We start from the raw sequence: 18,985 nt of genomic DNA on the forward strand, positions 1-18,985 counted from the left end.
TGAAAGGGATTGCACGATAGATTGTCCTGTATGAGCTGCAAGTTGAGCCGCCAACTGTACAAGCCGTTTGGTCCTTCGTACATCCCCTAATTGTGCGCGCTGAAAAATGCTTTGTGCCCAGAGTGATGGTTCACTTAAAAACATGGTATGTGGTATCTGAAACAAAAGGTCAGGATCAGATCAGGGTAATTGAAAATGGTTCAAAAAAATCCCTCGGGGCAAACCGAGGGATTTGTGTAGAAGAGACAGCGCACTGCGGGGGATTTTGCTGAATTTAATGTGAGTAACGACTGATTTGCGATTCGTTACTCGGTTCCATATTAGTATTTCACTGGGTGAACTTTATCCACACCAAATGATTTACCTTCACCATGGCAGGTCGCACAGGTTTCGCTACCAGGAGTGTAAGTGCCAGCAGCAGCGTTATATACACCACCATTGGTTTCGAAGTGGCCTATCACTGCGCTGTCAGTTGCGGTCGTTGCATGGCAAGATGCACAAGCTGCAACGGTTGGTGAGTATTCACCAGTACTTGCTAAGAACGCAGGTTTATTGCCTAGTGTAGCTAAGCTAAGTTGACCTTTATCATGACAAGCCGCGCAGTTCGCTGGGTTTTCAGGGAAGGTTGCTGCATCTGTTGTTAAACGGCGAACACTGCGAGTATCAGCGTGAATTTGGTGGATCATGACTTTAAAGTCAAAACCACGTTCAAATGGCTTTTTACTGTGAGCAGGAGCGCCATTGTGACAAGCCACACAACTACCATCGGCTAAAGCTACCGCGGTATTAGGTACAGCAGAGTGACAAGTACCACAGCTGTTATCAGGCTTGTCTGCAGCATGGGTCAGCGCATGAGAGGCTGAAAAGTCAGCTTTCTCACCATGACAGTTAGCACATTTTGCTTCAGAGATGACTATGCTACGTGCGGTAACATTACTTGCATCGGCAGAGAATGAAGCTTTATTACTGCCAACAATCACTTCGTAGATTGGTGCTTCAGTGTTACTACAATCAATCGCAGCATCCATCGTTGGATCGAGTTCTGCAGAGTTTGCACAGATCAGCAATTTGCCGTCCATGAAGCCTTTACCAATACTAACAATTTGTTTGTATGGAACAGAACTTGTGCCAATAACAGCTTTAATGCCTGTTAATGTGTATGTTACTTTTGAGCCATTTGGTACCGCTGTTAAGTTAGCGTTAGTCTCAACTTTGGCCAAATTTACAGAAATACGGTTTTCGCTACGACCTAAAGTACCATTAGATGGACGTGGGCCCATGGTGTATTCAGTGCCATTGAATGCCGTTAAGCTGACCCAAAACTCTTTCACTTTAGGATCTTGATGTGGAGCAACATCACTGTGCCAATTGACTGTGAATGTTAACTCTCCTTTAGCCACATCAAATGTGCCATTTTCTAATTTATAGGCATATTCAGTTCGCAGTAACTTAGTGGCATTAGCTTTTGCTAAGTGATATTTAGCGCTGCCTTCTTCACCTTGTTCGGCGTGACAAGAAGCGCAACCTCCATTTTGGAATACATTGACTAGGTTTGCACCTGGAATACCGTCAATTTCAGGTGTTGCATAGTAATGGAAATAGTTACCAACGAAACCACGGTCTTTTTGACCTTCAGGTGGTGTTAACCATTCACTGTTATCTACTGGATTAAAACCTGACATGTGACAAGATGCGCAGGCTAAACCTTTGTGATGTTTAAAGCTTGCGGCATCAACGGGTCCTTTGTCATCTGTGCTATGGCAAGACTGGCAGTTCCCGATAGAGACTGGCAGAGTGACTCGTTCAGAAACGTCTTTACCTTCACGGTATTGTGGGTAGCCACTTTCAGCCGCAGCTTTAGCCATAGTACCGCTAAAGTCATAAGCCGTTCCGCTGTAACCCACCATAGCGTAAGTACCTTTGTGAATGGCATGAACCATGGCGCCCATATCCAAAGGTGATCCTGTTTCTGGATCTTTACTGTAGCTGGTATGACAAACTTGACAGTTTGCTATTCCGATCCGTCTTCCGCCATGTAGTGCTAATGGCTTAGCAGTAGAAGATGTATCGCTATAATTTGTGCTGTGACACTTGATACAGTTCGCTTCTAAATCGACAACCGTACGCGTTTCCGTCTCTTTAGCTACTCTAAAGTTATCGCTTGGTAAGAAGTCGATATGGCTGTTGACTAACTTGGCATCTTTACTGCCATCGGTTTGAAGTTCTAACGTAATACGGTGCACTAATGTTGGGTCGTAGGTTAAATCGAGACCTTCAATAGCGGGCAAAGTACTTAAATTGGTTTGGAAGGTATAGCGGTAAACGCCACTATCAACCACTGTTAAACAAGTGGTTTTACAACTAGATTCGATGTTCGCTTGAATAGCATCACCAGGTGTAAATTTCACTTCTTTAGTAATAGGATTGCCAGCGCTATCTTTACCATCGGTATAGCTATAATTTGCAAGACTGCGTGCAGGATCAGCTGCTTTCACTGAGTTGATATAGCTGACCCATTGAGGTGTTTTGTAACCTTTGCCACTTTCAGGGGTAAGTTTTGCAATACCCAATCCGATAGCATTGATTTGAGCGTATTGCTCTAGACCCGTCACAGGAACGCCATTCGCATTCGTTAGTACTATGTCTACGCTGACAGTGCCGTTGTCAATTTTTACATCTTCAAGTGTGGCTTTGAGTGTGGTGGCTTGACTTATGTCTAAGCCTACCGGACCCGGTTTTCCGTCTTCACCATCTTTACCGTCACTACCACCGCAACCGGCGAGTAGTAGAGAGAGTAAACCGGCACCCAACATCGCTTTTGTTGCGGTATTGAAATTGAACCGTTTCATCATGATATTTCCCTGCAATAGTTGTAATCATCATCAAACGCTTGGCAAATAAGAATAAATCTCATTACCCGCATAAGATGTGTGGAATTAGTTTTCCATCTGTAAGGCTAACTAAGTCACTGGTATTTATCAGTCACTTTAGGCGGGTAATGTGACTGAGATCTGACTATTTCTTTAGGAGTAGATGGCTGCATCGTATGAGTTCCTTTTATATCTGCAGTTGCTGGCCTTTTTAGGCCAGCATCATAGGGTTAGTTTATTGGATGCACTTTCAACACGTCCGCGACTCCGCCCTGTCCATGACAGAAAGCACAGGTTTCAGTTCCTGCGGTTGCATCGGATTTTGTACCTGCAAAAACAGCACCTTGCTGAGCCATGTGGTTATGAGTGCTGGTATCTGAATGGCAGTTGCTACACACAGCGGCAATTGGGCTGGTAAAAGTGCCGTTATCGAGGGCAAGGGGTTGTACCGCTGAATTTAAGGGGAGGGCGACGGTAGAAATCCCCGCAGTATCGTTAACGTGACATTGGGCACAGTTACCGATTTTTCCTGGGTAGTTTAGGCTTTCAAACCCCGTGAATTGACTGGTGTGAATACCGTGGATCAGCTGCTTAAAGTCAAATGACGTGATTGAAGGATTGGCTGCCGTCGCATCGGCCAGCATATTGGCGTTATGGCATAGCTGGCATTGACCATCGAGATCGTTACGTGAGCCGTGAATATTCAGTTTTTGATCACCATGGCAATTACCGCAGCTTGCATTGCTCACAACGCTACGGCGACCTTCATTGCTCAATGCTGCCATATCAAAATAACTGTGGCTGGATTTAATCACTAACACTTCCGCCAGTTCAGTCGTGCAATCAACCAGTACTTTATCTTTGGCACAGACTCTGCCTTGAATCGCAAGTCCGCCATGATCCGTTTCAGTGCCTGCTGGCACAGTAAGGCCCGCTATCGTATAGATATAAATGCCATTAGAGCCTGATATGGGTGTGGATTCCGGCAGTTTAATCGAGCGAGCTGAACGGGTCGCATAATCAAAACTGGTTCCCCAGTTGGCATATACCCTTAAATCATTGATAAATTTTAGTTTATCGGCACTTTCGCTATACACAGTTCCTGTGGCTGGATTCATCAGCTTAACCGCAACAGTGACCGTACCATTGGCATCCATACTGGCGCTGGTGATGCTTGGGCTAAATTGCATCACTGCCGCGTTTTTAGCTTCATCACTGTGTACGCTTGCGGTCCAGTCGGCATTATGACACGCCACGCAGTTACTGTTATCTGTTTGCACTGGGTGTCCTTCGCCTGCGGGGAAATTGATCTGTGTATGACAGGCACCACAGGCTTGCATGGTCGGGACTCTGCGCCAGTTTTGCTGTTCGGTTAACTCAGCCTTATCGACGTGACAGGTTTGGCAGTCACTAATGGGTTGCGGGAAGCCAGTTAAATGTTTGCTGTGGATCATTTGTGGGAAAATATCCGCAGGGTTACTGACTTTTTTGCTGTTATGGCAGGTGACGCAGGTTTCGATTTGATTATATCTACTGCCATGGAAAGCTAGATTACTGTGGCAACTATTACAGGTCTCTATTGTGACTAAGTTGCGGGTGTAAGCGACATTACTACCTGAAGATTGCCAGTCATAATGCTGATTGGTTATAGGTAAGGGCGTATTATCGGCAAGTTTATCGCCGCCAATTTTGACCACCATTCTTTGGGTCGCTTCTGGCATAAACGTCACTCCATTCATGCCATTAAATGCGGCGCTGAAGGTGTAACTGTAGTGACCGTTTTTATGATCTGTGAGACTGCCAGGGCAAGTTGCCGCGCAGGTTTCAGCGGTAAAGTGCTGCCATTCACTGCTATTCCCCGCGCCTGTATAACCTTGGGGGAGAAGCTGCGCTGCAATAAATGTCGCCGATGGGATACCAATCACGGCTTCATCATCTTGATTGCTTACTTGAAAATCCACTTGAGCAATGCCATCTGTCATCGCGACTTTATCGACCATGATGTTAAGGTTAGTTATCGTTAATGCAGGCGGTTTCGCAGGCTCACCGGGATTACCATCTTGGCCGTTATCACCGCCACAGGCGCTTAATAGCGAAACTAAGGCCAGTATAAGACTGAATTGAGTGCGAATTTTTGCAAACTTGTTCATATTTCTATCCTTGGAATGCGCTGTCAGTCCCTAAGTTACATTTGGTAGCTTAAGGTTAAGCCTAAATAGTGAGCGTTGTAGTCGTGGCCCATATCACCAAAACTGAGGACGTTGGGAATCGTGTCCCAGCTTGTGCCTTGGTTTTGCCAATTAGCATCTTGATATTTTTCGAATAACCAATCGACGCGCAGCGACATACTGTCGGCAAACTTATATTTGGCGTAGGCATTAATATTGTGTTTGCGGGCGTAAAAATCGCCATAGGGACTGGTGATGCCGTAGGTCACTTCTGTATCACTCTGTCCGTCGGAATAGCTGTAATCCAAACCAATATCGAGGTGATGATCGAACAGGTTTTGATAACTAAGCCCTGCACCAATCAAGGTCGATTTTTCCTCGGCAGTGCTGTACCAATCGGGTGTCGAGAAGGAATTACTGCCCGCTTGGTCTGAATCGCGCCAATCTTGGTTAACAAAGGCGGTTAAATTGAGGTCACTGCTCAGCACATATTGGGCTGACAAGTCGTAACCGAGATAGGACATCTGAGTTAGACCAACGAAGGTATGATGATAGTCGTCATTAATACTGTGTAAGCTGGCACCAAGAGATAGACCAATATCGCTCTGATAATCCGTGTGTAAGGTGACTTTCTGTCTTTTTCTATCGGCAAGGTAGGATTTACGTAGCCAAGGATTACTTGAACTTTGAGTGGTTGCGACGGGATGATATTCACTGCCATCTCGCTCTAGTGCTTCTCCTTTCAACCAAGCTGACCATGCGGGTGAATAGCGATAACTTAGTTTAGCAAACACGCCGGACTCGTCGATGGATTGGCGGTCGAGTTCAGTGTAATCGTTTTCGCTACGGCTATAGCCCGCTTCGGCATAAGCCACTGAGGTAAAGCGGTATTTGCCTTTGAGTTCGAGTTTTTTGGTGCGCTTATCATAAAGGCTATTTTGGGCTGTGCCTTGATTAATACTGTCGGTGACGATCTGCGGAAAGTCTAATTGAGCCGTTTTGTTATCTCTGTCTTGATAGTTGTAACTTGCCTGCATACTTAAATCTTGGCTTATCCGTCCTGAATATTTAAGGTCCATCTCTACAATATCGACTTGGCCATTTAAGGTATCCGCAGGCAGGACGGGCGATGGGCCATTGATGGTGGCAGGAATAAAGGTGTCATCTTGGGTCATGCGGCTAAAGCCTGCGTGCATCAATACATTTTGACCATTTGCTCCCCCTGAGGCTTCTGCGGCAACTCTGTAGGCTTTATTGTCGGGGTCGACCGCATTCTGACCTAGGTATGCTGCACCAAAGGTGGGCGTGTAGGCTGATTGCCACAGCATGGCTTGGTGATCATTTTTATATTGGCTGATTTGGCTATTGATGCCTGCTTGCCAGCCTGAACCGTTAAAATAAATTCTCGCATCGACTTCATCAGTACTGTCATCAATTGGTTGGGCTAGCATAACGCTATTGGTGAGTATATTGGCACTGGTCTTTTTTGCGCCACTGCGGTCTTCATGCTGATAGTTTAGCGAGGCTTTGTAGTGACTGTTATTGTCACCTTCAGGTGATATTTTGCCCGCGTAATAACCACCGATACTAAAGCGATCACGTTGAATACTTAAATCTTGGCTAACAAGGCTGCTCTGTAACATAGGCATAGATTGCGTTGTGCCGCCTGTTATCCAGTTATCGGGCAATAACATTTTATCTTGCACTGAGGTATAGGGGCTTTTGAGTTGATTATGGTTATAGTTTGCTAAGCCTCTATAACCTAAGTTGATTTGATAGTTTCCCGGCCTTCCTGTTGTGAGCTTGGCTGAGCCCGCATCAAAACCTAACTTATCCGCGACCAGCTCGGTTTGATAACCCGTCTGCGTTTTGTACATCATATCCGCACCGACGGCGCCAACGAGACCCTCGTTATCTGTCCCACTACTGTTACCGAAACGGCTGTCCTCACTATCGTTGTAAGCGAGGCTGGCACTGACATTGCCAATATGCCCTGTCTTAGGTTGGCATTGCTTACAGCTCCATGCCTCTGTCTTTATGCTACTTCGATTCGCTTCTTGCAGCTCATAACCTTCGGCGTGTGCTTGAGTCAAAACACCGCTTATCGCCCAAGCCAGCAAAGTGAGGGAGAAATAAGCGCTAGGGTGAGACATTTTAGCTGTTCGCATGATCATTCCCTTGTTATCTCTGCAGTAATTTGCCAGAAGGATGGTTAGAGCCATGCACTTGTCCGTGACAATTCATACAGGAATTACCAGAAGTGAAGGCATTGGTTTGATTGCCAAAATAGGCATTACTGCTATGGCCATCCGAAGCGTGGCACTGCTGACACAGTTGTGGCGGTTTGCTGATCAGCATGGCTTCGTTCACGCTGCCGTGGGGATTATGGCAATTAGCGCAGTTGTCGGTGACGGGGGCATGTTCCCACAGTTTAGGGCCGCGTTTTTCGGCATGACAGCTATAGCAATTTTCATTAACACTCATTTGCTTCAAGCTTGAATCGTTTAAACTGCCGTGGGGATTATGGCAGTCACTGCACACCATTTGTTGCCACTGTAATGGATGCGCCGAGCGCTTGTGCATATCGGCTTTTTGTTGGGTATGGCACTGGGTACAAATGGTGACTTCATTGGCTTTATCGCTGATAGGATCTTTTGCGGTATGCACTTGATGGCAGCTGCTACAGGCGACATCGGCGTTATCGTGGTGATTGCCTTTCCATGCGGTACGTTGACTGTCATTGTGGCAACTCATACAGACACTGTTTTGCTTTTGCGCGGGAACAGGGGAGTTTGCGCCAAAGGTGATCATCGGCTCTTTTCCACCTTTGTTATGATTCCCTAAAGGGCCGTGGCAGGTTTCGCACTGCAAATCGGCCATGGGTGAATCTTTCACATTAGGGTTGCCATGAACCCCCTCAAATATTGCCATCACCACGGCACTTTTTTTGTGGCACATCAGGCAAGTATCAGCGCCTTTAGCGGAATACTTACCTTCGGCGAATTTTTTGTCTAATGTCGCAACAACTTCTTCTGGTTTTTTGTCATCCCAAGGGGTCGCTGAGGCCGAAACGCTCGCGATTGATAACAAAATACATAGCATAGCCTTAGCTATGCTTCTGAACTTTAGCCCTATTTCCATGGTTATGTTTTCCCGAGTGCATTTATATTTGTTATTTTTACGCTTTCGACATTGCTAATTTAGCTTATTGAGCTTGGTTAATATTAGAACAAGTGTGTGACACGTGCTTAACATTGCGTGGTCTTTTCACTGTAAAGAAGGATGATTTTACAGGCGATATAGATTAAGTGTGATTTTGATCACACTTGCTTCGGGTGGGATTTGTTTACAGCGTTTTGACTTCTGTGCATCGCTTGATAGTCACTAATGCTAAGGTGCGGATTTTTATTTTCGGTTGGTCGTTTATTCATTGGAATTTTTATCACATAATACCCAACACAATTGAAAACTATTATCGTTACCAATCAAAAATCTTGATCTAGGTAAAGTTATTAGTGTCATCGCTCGGTTACAATGGGCGCAGTTTTTCGAGCTGAACCTGTTGCAAGGTGGAATACGTAATGAAGTTAAGCGAACTCAGTCCCGGCGATCGCGGTCTTATTTCTGAAGTGGGGCGTTTGGCGCTGCCACAAACCGTGAAGCGCAAGTTGTTGTCCATGGGAATCACGCCAAATACGCGTTTTTTATTGATCCGATACGCACCTATGGGCTCTGGTCTCGAACTGGATATTCGTGGTAGTAAACTTTGTATGCGCAGAGATTTGGCAGACATCATTGAGGTGGAAAAGACGAATGGCTAAGCAGTTTCATTGCGTCACAGTAGGAAACCCTAACGCGGGTAAATCTACACTCTTTAACGCGCTAACAGGCGCAAATCAACAAGTGGGTAACTGGTCTGGTGTTACGGTCGAAAAAAAGACTGGTCATTTCACCTTAAACGGTGCTGACGTCTATCTGACAGACTTACCGGGTATTTACGACCTTCTTCCTGCGGGTAATAGTTGCGATTGTTCACTTGATGAGCAAATTGCGCAGCAATACCTTGCCGAGCAACGTGTCGATGGCATTATCAATTTAGTCGATGCCACTAATATCGAACGTCACTTATATCTCACAGCCCAATTGCGTGAACTCGCTATCCCTATGGTAGTGGTGCTGAATAAAATTGATTCGGCTGTCAAACGTGGGATTAAAGTCGATTTAAAGAAAATGAGCCAAGAGCTGGGTTGCCCTGTGATTGGCGTGTGTTCGCGAGATCCTGCCGATGTCGCTAAAGTGCAGGCACAGGTACTCGATTTACTTCAAGGCCGAGTCTCAGAAGCCCCATTAGTGCTTCATTATGATGAACAAATTGAAGCGGGCGTGCAGTTACTCTGCAGCAAAGATGAACAATTAAGTCGCGGCCGCGCTTTGGCTATGCTAGGTAATGGTTCGGGTTGTGGTAGCTGTAAAAATGCTGAACTGCAGGATGAAGTGAATTCCTGTACTCAGATTATCGCTCAGCAAGGCCATGATATTGAAGTGATGGTGGCGACCACGCGCTTTAATTTCGTTGAACAAGTTTTTCAAGGTTCAGTGAAAGAGTCAGGGTTCCTCACCCTCAGTGACAAATTAGATAAACTCGTTTTACATCCTGTGCTTGGCATTCCTGTGTTCTTGTTTGTGATGTATTTGATGTTTATGTTCAGCATTAATATTGGCAGTGCTTTTATTGATTTCTTTGATGTTTTTGCTGGCGCATTGTTTGTCGATCACTTCGGTTCATTCTTGACGAGCATGGGCTCTCCGGCTTGGTTGGTCACTATCTTAGCGGGCGGTGTCGGCCAAGGCATTCAAACCGTATCAACCTTTATTCCTGTTATAGCGGCGCTTTTCCTCGGTTTGTCGATCCTCGAAAGTTCTGGCTACATGGCACGCGCTGCATTTGTGGTTGACGGTTTAATGCGTCGTATTGGCCTGCCTGGTAAAGCATTCGTTCCTATGATTGTCGGTTTTGGTTGTTCAGTGCCGGCAATTATGGCGACGCGAACCTTAGGCAGTGAGCGTGAGCGTATTGTGACAGGGATGATGGCGCCATTTATGTCCTGTGGTGCACGTCTTCCGGTTTACGCACTATTTGCGGCGGCTTTCTTCCCCGATTCAGGTCAGAATTTAGTCTTCTTGCTGTATATTATTGGTATCTTTGCCGCTATCGGTACGGGTTTATTACTCAGAAGCACTTTATTACCAGGCAGCAGTAGTGCTGTGGTGATGGAGCTACCAAGTTATGAACTACCTAAGCTGAAAGCTGTTATGGTTCGTACAGGTAAACGCACTAAGAGTTTTATTTTAGGCGCAGGTAAAACGATTGTTCTGGTCGTGACCTTATTGAACTTCATCAATGCTATTGGTGTTGATGGCACATTTGGCCATGAAGATAGCCAAGCATCTTTGCTGAGTGTCGCGAGTCAAAAAATCACGCCTATCTTCTCGCCTATGGGCATAGAGCAGGATAACTGGCCAGCAACCGTCGGTATTATCACGGGTATTTTCGCTAAAGAAGCGGTTGTTGGTACCTTAAACAGTCTATACAGCAGCGCGGCGCCGACAGATGAAGAGCTTGCACCATTGAGCGAAAGCTTTAATGCGGCTCTGGCAACGATTCCAGCTAACTTGTTTGGTTTAGATCTTGACGATCCGCTTAAACTGTCGGTCGGTGATTTAACCAATAAAGAAACCGTTGCTGAAGAACAAGGTGTTGCGACATCGACTTTCGGTGCTTTACAAGCAGGTTTTAGTGGTAAAGTTGCGGCTTTCTCCTATTTGCTGTTTATCTTACTTTATACTCCTTGTGTTGCGGCAATGGGCGCCTTAGTGCATGAGTTTGGTTCTCGGTGGGCGACGTTCGCGGCAACGTGGACTTTCTCACTGGCTTATGGTTCTGCAACGGTAGTTTATCAAGCCGCTACCTTTACGCAGCACCCAGTTCAATCAAGTCTGTGGATTGGTTTCTTCTTGTTTGCATTAGCCGCTTTTTATCTGTGGTTGAAACGTAAGGGTAAAAGAAGCCAGCAGATTATTCCTGGGATCCGCATTATCACCGAGTAAGATTTACTGAGTCGGCGTGACTGAATAATAAATGTCAGCTTAGTTAGGTCAAAGATAAAAGCAGCTTTCATGGCTGCTTTTATTGTTTTACTATCGCGGTTATAACCCTAAACAGTCAAAAACCAGAGTTTTTAACCCTAGGCATTGTAACTAGTGGTGATCTGTAGGATCATGCTGGTTTTCTTAAAATTGCCATTGTTCGCAAAGAGGAATTCCATGAGTCATGTGGACACTGAAGTACGTCCGAGTAACTTTATTCGTAATATCATAGATGAAGATTTACAAAGCGGTAAGCACACGAGTGTACAGACTCGTTTCCCGCCGGAACCGAATGGCTATCTTCATATTGGTCATGCTAAATCTATCTGCTTAAATTTTGGGATAGCGCGAGACTATAACGGTCTGTGTAATTTACGTTTTGACGATACTAATCCTGAAAAAGAAGACATTGATTATGTGAATTCTATTCAGGCGGATGTGCGTTGGCTTGGATTCCAGTGGGATGGTGATGTTCGCTATTCATCAAACTATTTTGATCAGTTACATCAATATGCGGTTGAACTGATTAATAAAGGTTTGGCTTATGTGTGTTTTTTGAATGCGGATGAAACCCGTGAATACCGTGGTACGTTAAAAGAGCCAGGTAAAAACAGTCCTTTTCGCGACACATCAGTCGAAGAGAACCTCGCCTTATTCGCTAAGATGCGCGACGGTGGTTTTAAAGAAGGTGAGTGTGCGCTGCGTGCCAAAATTGATATGGCGTCGCCATTCATGTGTATGCGCGATCCTATCATCTACCGTATTCGTTTTGCCCATCATCACCAAACGGGTGACAAGTGGTGCATTTACCCAATGTACGACTTTACCCACTGTATTTCTGATGCGTTAGAACATATTACCCACTCTTTATGTACTTTAGAGTTCCAAGACAACCGTCGGTTATACGACTGGGTGTTGGATAATTTGAATGATTTTCAAGCGCCGAATCGTACTCGTCAATACGAGTTTTCACGCTTAAATCTTGAATATACCTTAATGTCTAAGCGTAAGCTAAACGACCTTGTGACCCGTAAACTCGTGTCAGGTTGGGACGACCCACGTATGCCAACGATTGCTGGTCTACGTCGCCGTGGTTACACGCCTGCGTCAATTCGCGAGTTCTGTCAACGTATCGGCGTGACTAAGCAAGAGAATATGATTGAAGTCGGCATGTTAGATGCGTGTATTCGTGAAGAATTGAACGAACATGCACCGCGTGCGATGGCCGTATTGCGTCCATTGAAAGTCATCATTGAAAACTATGCTGAAGGTGAGCTTGAGTACATTCAAGCGGCCGCTCATCCAAATGATGAGAGCATGGGGACGCGTGAATTAGCCTTTGGCCGAGAAATATTGATTGATGTGGCTGACTTTAAAGAAGAAGCCAACAAACAATACAAACGCTTAGTTACAGGTAAAGAAGTGCGTTTACGTAATGCCTATGTGATTAAAGCTGAACGTTGTGACAAAGACAGCGAAGGCAATATTACGACGGTTTACTGTACTTATGATCCTGAAACTTTAGGTAAAAACCCTGCTGATGGCCGTAAAGTTAAAGGCGTGATCCATTGGGTTGAGGCATCTACAGCTAAGCCTGCTGAATTCCGTCTCTATCAGCGTTTATTTACCGATCCTAATCCTGCTGCGGCAGAGACTGTGGATGAAGTGTTGAACCCTGAATCATTGATCGTTGTACAAGGTTTTGCAGAAGCAAGCTTAGTGAATGCACCTGCGGAACAAGCCTATCAGTTTGAGCGTGAAGGCTATTTCTGCGCTGACAGCAAAGATTCATCGCCGGATAATTTAGTGTTTAACTTAACCGTAGCGCTGCGTGATTCTTTCGAGTGATTTTGCTTAAGTGGATCTGTTTGACTGAGTGAGTCAAACAGATCTGCTAACTCGCTCAGAGCGTTAATTAAACCCCAAAAAGAAGGCCTTTACGGCCTTCTTTTTTATTTTCTGCTACAAATTCAATTGCGACGCAGAGCTTGAGTTGCTGTTGATTAAATTTGTGATGAATTAAAATGGTTATTGGTACATAGGACCAAAGCCTAAGCTCCATAAAATGACACTAGTTGCCATTAGCCCCACCAAGAGTACTAAGCCTGCTGTCACCATAGAGCTGGCGTAGATAAAACCTTTCTCTTCGGGGATATTCATAATGATAGGCACCCCCGCGTACAGTAAATACACTGAGTAGGCTAAACCAATCAACCCTACTATCATGATAAACCATAGCACTGGATATAATGCGGCTAAACCGACCATAAACAACGGGGTTGCAGTGTAGGACGCGAGCTCTAATGCTTGGGTGTAAGTTGGGTTAGCATCGAAGGTTTTTGCCATCCAATAGGCTAAATAGGCAAGGGCGAATACGCCTGCAATTAGGCCTAAATACATGCCTGCGGACATAAACAGGGCACTTTGTGGTGTAAGGTAAATAGGATCGCCAGCGCCAGGATTCCAGCCAATGTAAGCCGTAGCTATATAGCTGCACACCGCCGGAATTAAGGCGATAAGAACTACATGACTTAAGCTACTTTTCAGTGCCTCATGGTTTTTTTCAATTGTTTGCCACTCTTGTTTTGGATGAGTGTATAGCCCCATTAAGTGATTCAGTATCATTATAATTATCCTTGTTCAGCATTGATGAATGGCTCGCCAAACGTCAGACGAGCTGATAACAGCTCTACAATCGAGGTTAAAATGGTGTCCTGTCTCTTTATCCATCGATTGGTTACACATAGAGAAGTGAGAGGCTGTGTGATCAGGATCTCAGTTCTTTAGAGTGTAGATTATTTATTGAACAAAAAGTTCAGCACGTCAAGTTTACTTAAGCCTAATGCTATAGCTTATGAGTAAATATGCGTAAAATAGCGTGATATTCAGAATGATATTGAGTGAGTCCATGCTGCAACTTCTTGCCCCCATCCACGCATTTCTTCACTGTGAAACACCGCAAACTTGGATTGATGTTGCGATAAAATCAGATTCCTTGGATGAGTTGCTGATCGACCATTGTAACTGTGAGTTAAAAGCCGCTCAGACAGCGATTTTTTTGCTACGAAAATATGCGTTAGATAAAGACAGTGGTCGAACCCTGTTGGCGTGGGCGAAACCCTATGAAGAGTTTATTTATTCGCAAGAACATGATGTGGAAAGTTTTTTAGCCCGTGATGTGAAAAAGAATGAGTTGGTAACTGACCTTATACCTAAGCCCAACTTTAAGTTTGCTGCGAATTTAGTTTCACCTTTAATCCGCTTGATTAAAGAAGAGTTTCATCATTTTGAACAAGTATTGGATTTAATGCACAAGCGCAGTATTGAGTATCGTAATATTCGCGCAGGCCGTTATGCCAAAGGCATGATGAGCTATGTGACCACCCATGAGAAAGATATCCTGCGGGATAAGCTGATTGTGGGGGCGTATATTGAGGCGCGTTCGTGCGAGCGTTTTGCTAAGTTGGCGCCCTATTTAGACGGTGAGCTGAGTAAGTTTTATGTGTCACTGCTGCGCTCTGAAGCGCGACATTATCAAGATTATCTTGCGTTAGCTCAGTTGGTTTCACCTGAGGATATTAGCGAGCGAGTGAAGTACTTTGGCGAGTTAGAAGCGGAGTTGATTTTAGCGCAGGATGATGAGTTTCGTTTCCACAGTGGGTCGCCTCTATTAAATTAATTTGAACGGCTTTGCTTCCCCAAACGAGTAGAGTTAAGTCCATACAGCTGAAAAGATTAACGGTTCTAACAAACCATTAATCACAGTATTTTCAAGCTATTAAAGCTAAAAATTTAAGCCATTTAAGCTTAAGTAACGCTAAATGAGGCCTACTTAAGCCAATGCCTTTAGGTCATCATCTGGTCAAAGGGTAAGGACTGTAAATTAATCCCTTCAGCGCTCACACTGAGCACACTGCCTTGTTCATACCAATCGCCAACCACTATACGCTTACAGCCATTAGCAAGTTGATGAATGGCCGGTCTGTGGGTATGTCCGTGGATCATATGCTTAGTGTGTGTCTTGGCAAATAACACATCGACCGCATTGGGCTCTACATCCATGATAGTGTAGCTTTTTTGCTTATTGCTGTTCTTGCTCTTGCTGCGAATTTTATCAGCAATGCCCTGACGGGTTTTCTTGGATAAACAACCATACAGCCAACGAGACAGCGATAAACTGCGCAGTTTTCGAAAGCGTTGGTAGGCCTTATCTAAAGTACATAAGCTGTCGCCGTGCAAAATTACAGTGTCGACACCGTATAAATTGAGGCGAGTGACTTCGGGTAAAATTTGCATGCCTGCGGCGCGCGCAAATTGTTTGCCTAGCATGAAGTCACGGTTGCCATGGATAAAATACACGGGTAACTTTTGTGATACTTGCTTGAGTTTTTCGGCGATGTCTAGGGCAAAAGGCAAGGCAATATCATCACCAACCCAGACTTCAAACAAATCGCCTAGGATATAAAGGGCGTCAGCATCATCGAGTTCAGTGTCGAGAAAGCGAGTGAACGCTTGGGTGATATCAAGGCGATCTGCACTCAGGTGCAGATCGCCTATAAATAGAGTTCGCATTCGCCGTATTATGCCGCGACGCTGACTTTTTCAATCACAATGGCTTCTAATGGCACATCTTGATGCATACCACGGTTGCCAGTGCTAACGGCCTTGATTTTTTCGATAATGTCCATGCCTTCAACGATTTCGCCGAATACGCAGTAGCCCCAGCCCTGTGAGGTTTCTGATTTAAAATCGAGGAAAGTGTTGTCGTTCACGTTAATGAAGAACTGCGCAGTAGCTGAATGTGGATCTGAAGTACGCGCCATAGCGACAGTACCAGTACGGTTTGATAAACCGTTATTGGCTTCGTTCTTCACTGGCTCGTTACAACGCTTTTGGCTCATGTCTTCGTTGAAGCCACCACCTTGGATCATGAAACCGTCTATCACACGGTGGAAGATAGTGCCGTCGAAGAAACCTTCGTCAACATATTTCATGAAGTTTGCTACTGTTAGCGGTGCTTTTTCAGCGTTCAGTTGCAGTTTAATGTCGCCCAAATTAGTGTGTAATGTGATCATGTTTTCATACTCAGTGTAAATAGTGGCGCGATTCTAACTTATCTCGGATTGCGCGCAAAGTGCAGTATTCAAAACCTGTCAGGCCGTGATAGACTGACTCCTTGATTTTACACCTGAATGTATCATTGAAGAGAATATCGATGTTGAAGATTTACAACAGTATTACCCGCCAAAAACAGGAATTTAAGCCAATTAATCCCGGGAAAATTGGGATGTACGTGTGTGGTGTGACCATATACGATCTCTGTCATATTGGTCATGGCCGTACTTTTGTTTCTTTCGACATGATAGTGCGCTACCTGCGTTACGCGGGTTATGAAGTGAATTTTCAGCGCAATATTACTGATGTTGATGACAAAATCATCAAGCGCGCTAACGAGAATAACGAAAGCTGTGAAGCCTTAACCGAGCGTCTTATTGGTGAAATGCACCAAGACTTCGATGCCTTAAATATGTTGCGTCCCGATTTTGAACCGCGCGCGACCCTTCATATTGCCGAAATCATCGACATGGTTGAGTTATTACTCGCCCGTGGTCATGCCTATGTGGCGAGCGATGGTGATGTGCTTTTCAGCGTGGCCTCATATCCTGATTATGGCCGTTTATCGGGCCAGAATTTAGATCAACTGCAAGCCGGTGCTCGGGTTGAAGTGGACGAAACCAAGCAAAATCCAATGGATTTTGTGTTGTGGAAAATGTCTAAACCTGGCGAACCAACGTGGGAATCTCCATGGGGACCGGGTCGTCCTGGCTGGCATATCGAATGTTCGGCCATGAACAGCAAACATTTAGGTTTGCATTTTGATATCCATGGCGGCGGCTCTGACTTACAGTTCCCACATCATGAGAATGAAATCGCTCAGTCTTGCTGTGCCCATGACACGCCATACGTCAACTATTGGATGCACACTGGCATGGTGATGGTTGACCGTGAAAAGATGTCTAAGTCCTTAGGCAACTTCTTCACTATTCGCGATGTACTTGGTCACTATGATGCTGAAACTGTGCGTTATTTCTTATTATCTGGCCATTATCGTAGCCAACTGAACTATTCAGAAGATAACTTGAAACAAGCTCGCTCAGCTTTAGAGCGTTTGTATACGGCGATTAAAGATGTCGACTTAACTGTCGTTGCGGCGCCTGCAGAAGAGTTTGTCGCGAAATTTAAAGCGGCGATGGATGATGACTTTAATACACCTGAAGCCTATTCAGTCCTTTTTGACATGGTGCGTGAGATCAATCGTTTAAAACTGACCGATATGGCACAGGCATCGGCATTAGCGGTCACCTTGAAGCAATTAGCGGATGTGTTAGGTCTATTAAGCCAAGAGCCAGAGGCCTTCTTTCAAGGCGGCGGTAGTGACGATGAAGTGGCCGAAATCGAAGCCTTAATCGTTGAGCGTAACCGTGCTCGTACCGAAAAGGATTGGGCTGCTGCGGATGTGGCGCGTAATCGTTTAGATATTTTGGGCGTTGTGCTTGAAGATGGTCCAAGTGGCACCACTTGGCGTAAGAAATAAGCTTATTCGCTATATTTTTAATTCAAGAAAATCTTCAGTAAATAAAAAACCTGCATCATGCAGGTTTTTTTATGCTTGCTAGAACCTAGAACCTAGAACCTAGAACCTAGAACCTAGAACCTAGAACCTAGAACCTAGAACCTAGAACCTAGAACCTAGAACCTAGAACCTAGAACCTAGAACCTAGAACCTAGAACCTAGAACCTAGAACCTAGAACCTAGAACCTAGTAATGATACTGCTCGGCGGCATATAAGGTGTTTTCTAATAGGCTTGCAATCGTCATCGGGCCGACACCGCCGGGGACTGGAGTGATAAAGCTGGCATTTTGCGCAGCAATGTCATATTGCACATCGCCGACTAAGGTGCCGTTATCTAAACGGTTAATACCCACATCTATTACAATCGCGCCAGGCTTGATCCACTCGCCAGGAATAAAGCCGGGTTTACCCACTGCAACGACCACGAGATCTGCCTGACGGATTTTTTGTTCGAGATTCTTAGTGAAGCGGTGGCAAGTAGTGGTGGTGCAGCCAGCAAGCAGCAACTCTAAGGTCATTGGGCGGCCGACAATATTCGATGCGCCAACCACAACAGCATCTAAACCATAGGTATCAACGCCGGTGGATTTGATGAGTGTCATTATGCCCATTGGGGTACAAGAGCGCAGCACCGGAATACGCTGGGCTAAACGGCCGACGTTGTACGGGTGAAATCCATCGACGTCTTTATCTGGGCGGATACGCTCGATGACTTTTGAGTCTTCGATATGCGCGGGTAATGGCAGTTGCACTAAGATGCCATCAATTGTCGGATCATCATTAAGACTATCAATCAGGTTGAGTAATTCATCTTCAGTGCAGTTTGTTTCTAAATCGTATGAACGAGAAATAAATCCAACTTCTTCACAAGCCTTACGTTTACTGCCAACATAAACTTGTGATGCCGGATCGGCTCCCACTAATATTACGGCTAAACCCGGTACGCGTTGTCCAGCCTCTTTGCGGGCGGTGACTTTTTCGCTGAGCTTAGTGCGGATGGATTGAGCAATCGCCTTGCCGTCGATTATTTGGGCTGTCATGGGTGTAGGATATCCTTTATATGGGCGATGGTGAAAACAGTAGTTAACACAGAGATTGGCAATCGTGGCTATTTTAACAGGGCACAGCTACTGTGTCATGGTTAAAGCCGTTGCCAAGTGGATAA

The 18,985-nt window shown here is 45.2% G+C and carries 14 protein-coding genes; 5 read left to right on the forward strand and 9 right to left on the reverse strand.

Features of this window, described 5'->3' with window-relative positions; translation table 11 throughout:
- The 5 genes from L5M18_RS15360 to L5M18_RS15380 all read right to left on the reverse strand — a co-directional run.
- A partial coding sequence (locus L5M18_RS15360) for a transposase (protein WP_263196006.1) occupies positions 1-144 on the reverse strand: 144 nt, incomplete at its 3' end.
- A 176-nt stretch (positions 145-320) separates the two neighbouring features.
- Complete coding sequence (locus L5M18_RS15365) at positions 321-2,852, reverse strand: OmcA/MtrC family decaheme c-type cytochrome (RefSeq protein ID WP_263197618.1); 2,532 nt, start codon at positions 2,850-2,852, stop codon at positions 321-323.
- 248 nt (positions 2,853-3,100) lie between these two features.
- A complete protein-coding gene (locus L5M18_RS15370; RefSeq protein WP_263197619.1) occupies positions 3,101-5,020 on the reverse strand; it encodes an OmcA/MtrC family decaheme c-type cytochrome in 1,920 nt (639 codons plus the stop codon).
- A gap of 35 nt (positions 5,021-5,055) precedes the next feature.
- Positions 5,056-7,206: an MtrB/PioB family decaheme-associated outer membrane protein gene (locus L5M18_RS15375; RefSeq protein WP_263197620.1), complete on the reverse strand. Its 2,151-nt coding sequence runs from the start codon at positions 7,204-7,206 to the stop codon at positions 5,056-5,058.
- 13 nt (positions 7,207-7,219) lie between these two features.
- Complete coding sequence (locus tag L5M18_RS15380) at positions 7,220-8,179, reverse strand: DmsE family decaheme c-type cytochrome (protein ID WP_263197621.1); 960 nt, start codon at positions 8,177-8,179, stop codon at positions 7,220-7,222.
- Between the two features lie 440 nt (positions 8,180-8,619).
- Here L5M18_RS15380 and L5M18_RS15385 point away from each other — a divergent pair, with 440 nt between their 5' ends.
- From L5M18_RS15385 to glnS, 3 genes are all read left to right on the forward strand, one after another.
- Positions 8,620-8,859, forward strand: a complete 240-nt coding sequence (locus L5M18_RS15385) for a ferrous iron transport protein A (RefSeq protein ID WP_028760477.1) — start codon at positions 8,620-8,622, stop codon at positions 8,857-8,859.
- A complete protein-coding gene (gene feoB, locus L5M18_RS15390) occupies positions 8,852-11,146 on the forward strand; it encodes a Fe(2+) transporter permease subunit FeoB (protein WP_263197622.1) in 2,295 nt (764 codons plus the stop codon). The genes L5M18_RS15385 and feoB overlap by 8 nt, the downstream gene beginning before the upstream one ends.
- A 216-nt stretch (positions 11,147-11,362) precedes the next feature.
- Positions 11,363-13,033 carry a glutamine--tRNA ligase gene (gene glnS / locus L5M18_RS15395; protein ID WP_173245638.1) on the forward strand — a complete coding sequence of 557 codons (1,671 nt, stop codon included), beginning with the start codon at positions 11,363-11,365 and terminating at the stop codon, positions 13,031-13,033.
- Between the two features lie 180 nt (positions 13,034-13,213).
- Here glnS and L5M18_RS15400 read toward each other — a convergent pair whose 3' ends face one another.
- Complete coding sequence (locus tag L5M18_RS15400) at positions 13,214-13,810, reverse strand: Yip1 family protein (RefSeq protein ID WP_105252940.1); 597 nt, start codon at positions 13,808-13,810, stop codon at positions 13,214-13,216.
- A 283-nt stretch (positions 13,811-14,093) separates the two neighbouring features.
- Here L5M18_RS15400 and miaE point away from each other — a divergent pair, with 283 nt between their 5' ends.
- Complete coding sequence (gene miaE / locus L5M18_RS15405; protein ID WP_263197624.1) at positions 14,094-14,864, forward strand: tRNA isopentenyl-2-thiomethyl-A-37 hydroxylase MiaE; 771 nt, start codon at positions 14,094-14,096, stop codon at positions 14,862-14,864.
- Positions 14,865-15,031: 167 nt separating this feature from the next.
- Here the strand turns inward: miaE and L5M18_RS15410 are convergent, their stop codons facing one another.
- Together L5M18_RS15410 and L5M18_RS15415 are read right to left on the reverse strand one after the other, a co-directional pair.
- Entirely contained in the window at positions 15,032-15,757 is a 726-nt protein-coding gene (locus L5M18_RS15410; protein ID WP_263197625.1) for a UDP-2,3-diacylglucosamine diphosphatase, read from the reverse strand.
- 8 nt (positions 15,758-15,765) lie between these two features.
- Positions 15,766-16,260 (reverse strand): peptidylprolyl isomerase, encoded by a 495-nt coding sequence (locus tag L5M18_RS15415; protein ID WP_198572192.1) that lies wholly within the window; start codon positions 16,258-16,260, stop codon positions 15,766-15,768.
- Between the two features lie 140 nt (positions 16,261-16,400).
- Here L5M18_RS15415 and cysS point away from each other — a divergent pair, with 140 nt between their 5' ends.
- Complete coding sequence (gene cysS, locus L5M18_RS15420) at positions 16,401-17,780, forward strand: cysteine--tRNA ligase (RefSeq protein ID WP_263138180.1); 1,380 nt, start codon at positions 16,401-16,403, stop codon at positions 17,778-17,780.
- Positions 17,781-18,005: 225 nt separating this feature from the next.
- Here cysS and folD read toward each other — a convergent pair whose 3' ends face one another.
- On the reverse strand, positions 18,006-18,860 hold the full coding sequence (gene folD, locus L5M18_RS15425) for a bifunctional methylenetetrahydrofolate dehydrogenase/methenyltetrahydrofolate cyclohydrolase FolD (protein WP_263197627.1): 855 nt from the start codon (positions 18,858-18,860) through the stop codon (positions 18,006-18,008).
- Positions 18,861-18,985 lie beyond the last annotated feature (125 nt).

The sequence above is a fragment of the Shewanella sp. SM20 genome (genome assembly GCF_025654545.1).
Taxonomy (GTDB): domain Bacteria; phylum Pseudomonadota; class Gammaproteobacteria; order Enterobacterales; family Shewanellaceae; genus Shewanella; species Shewanella oncorhynchi.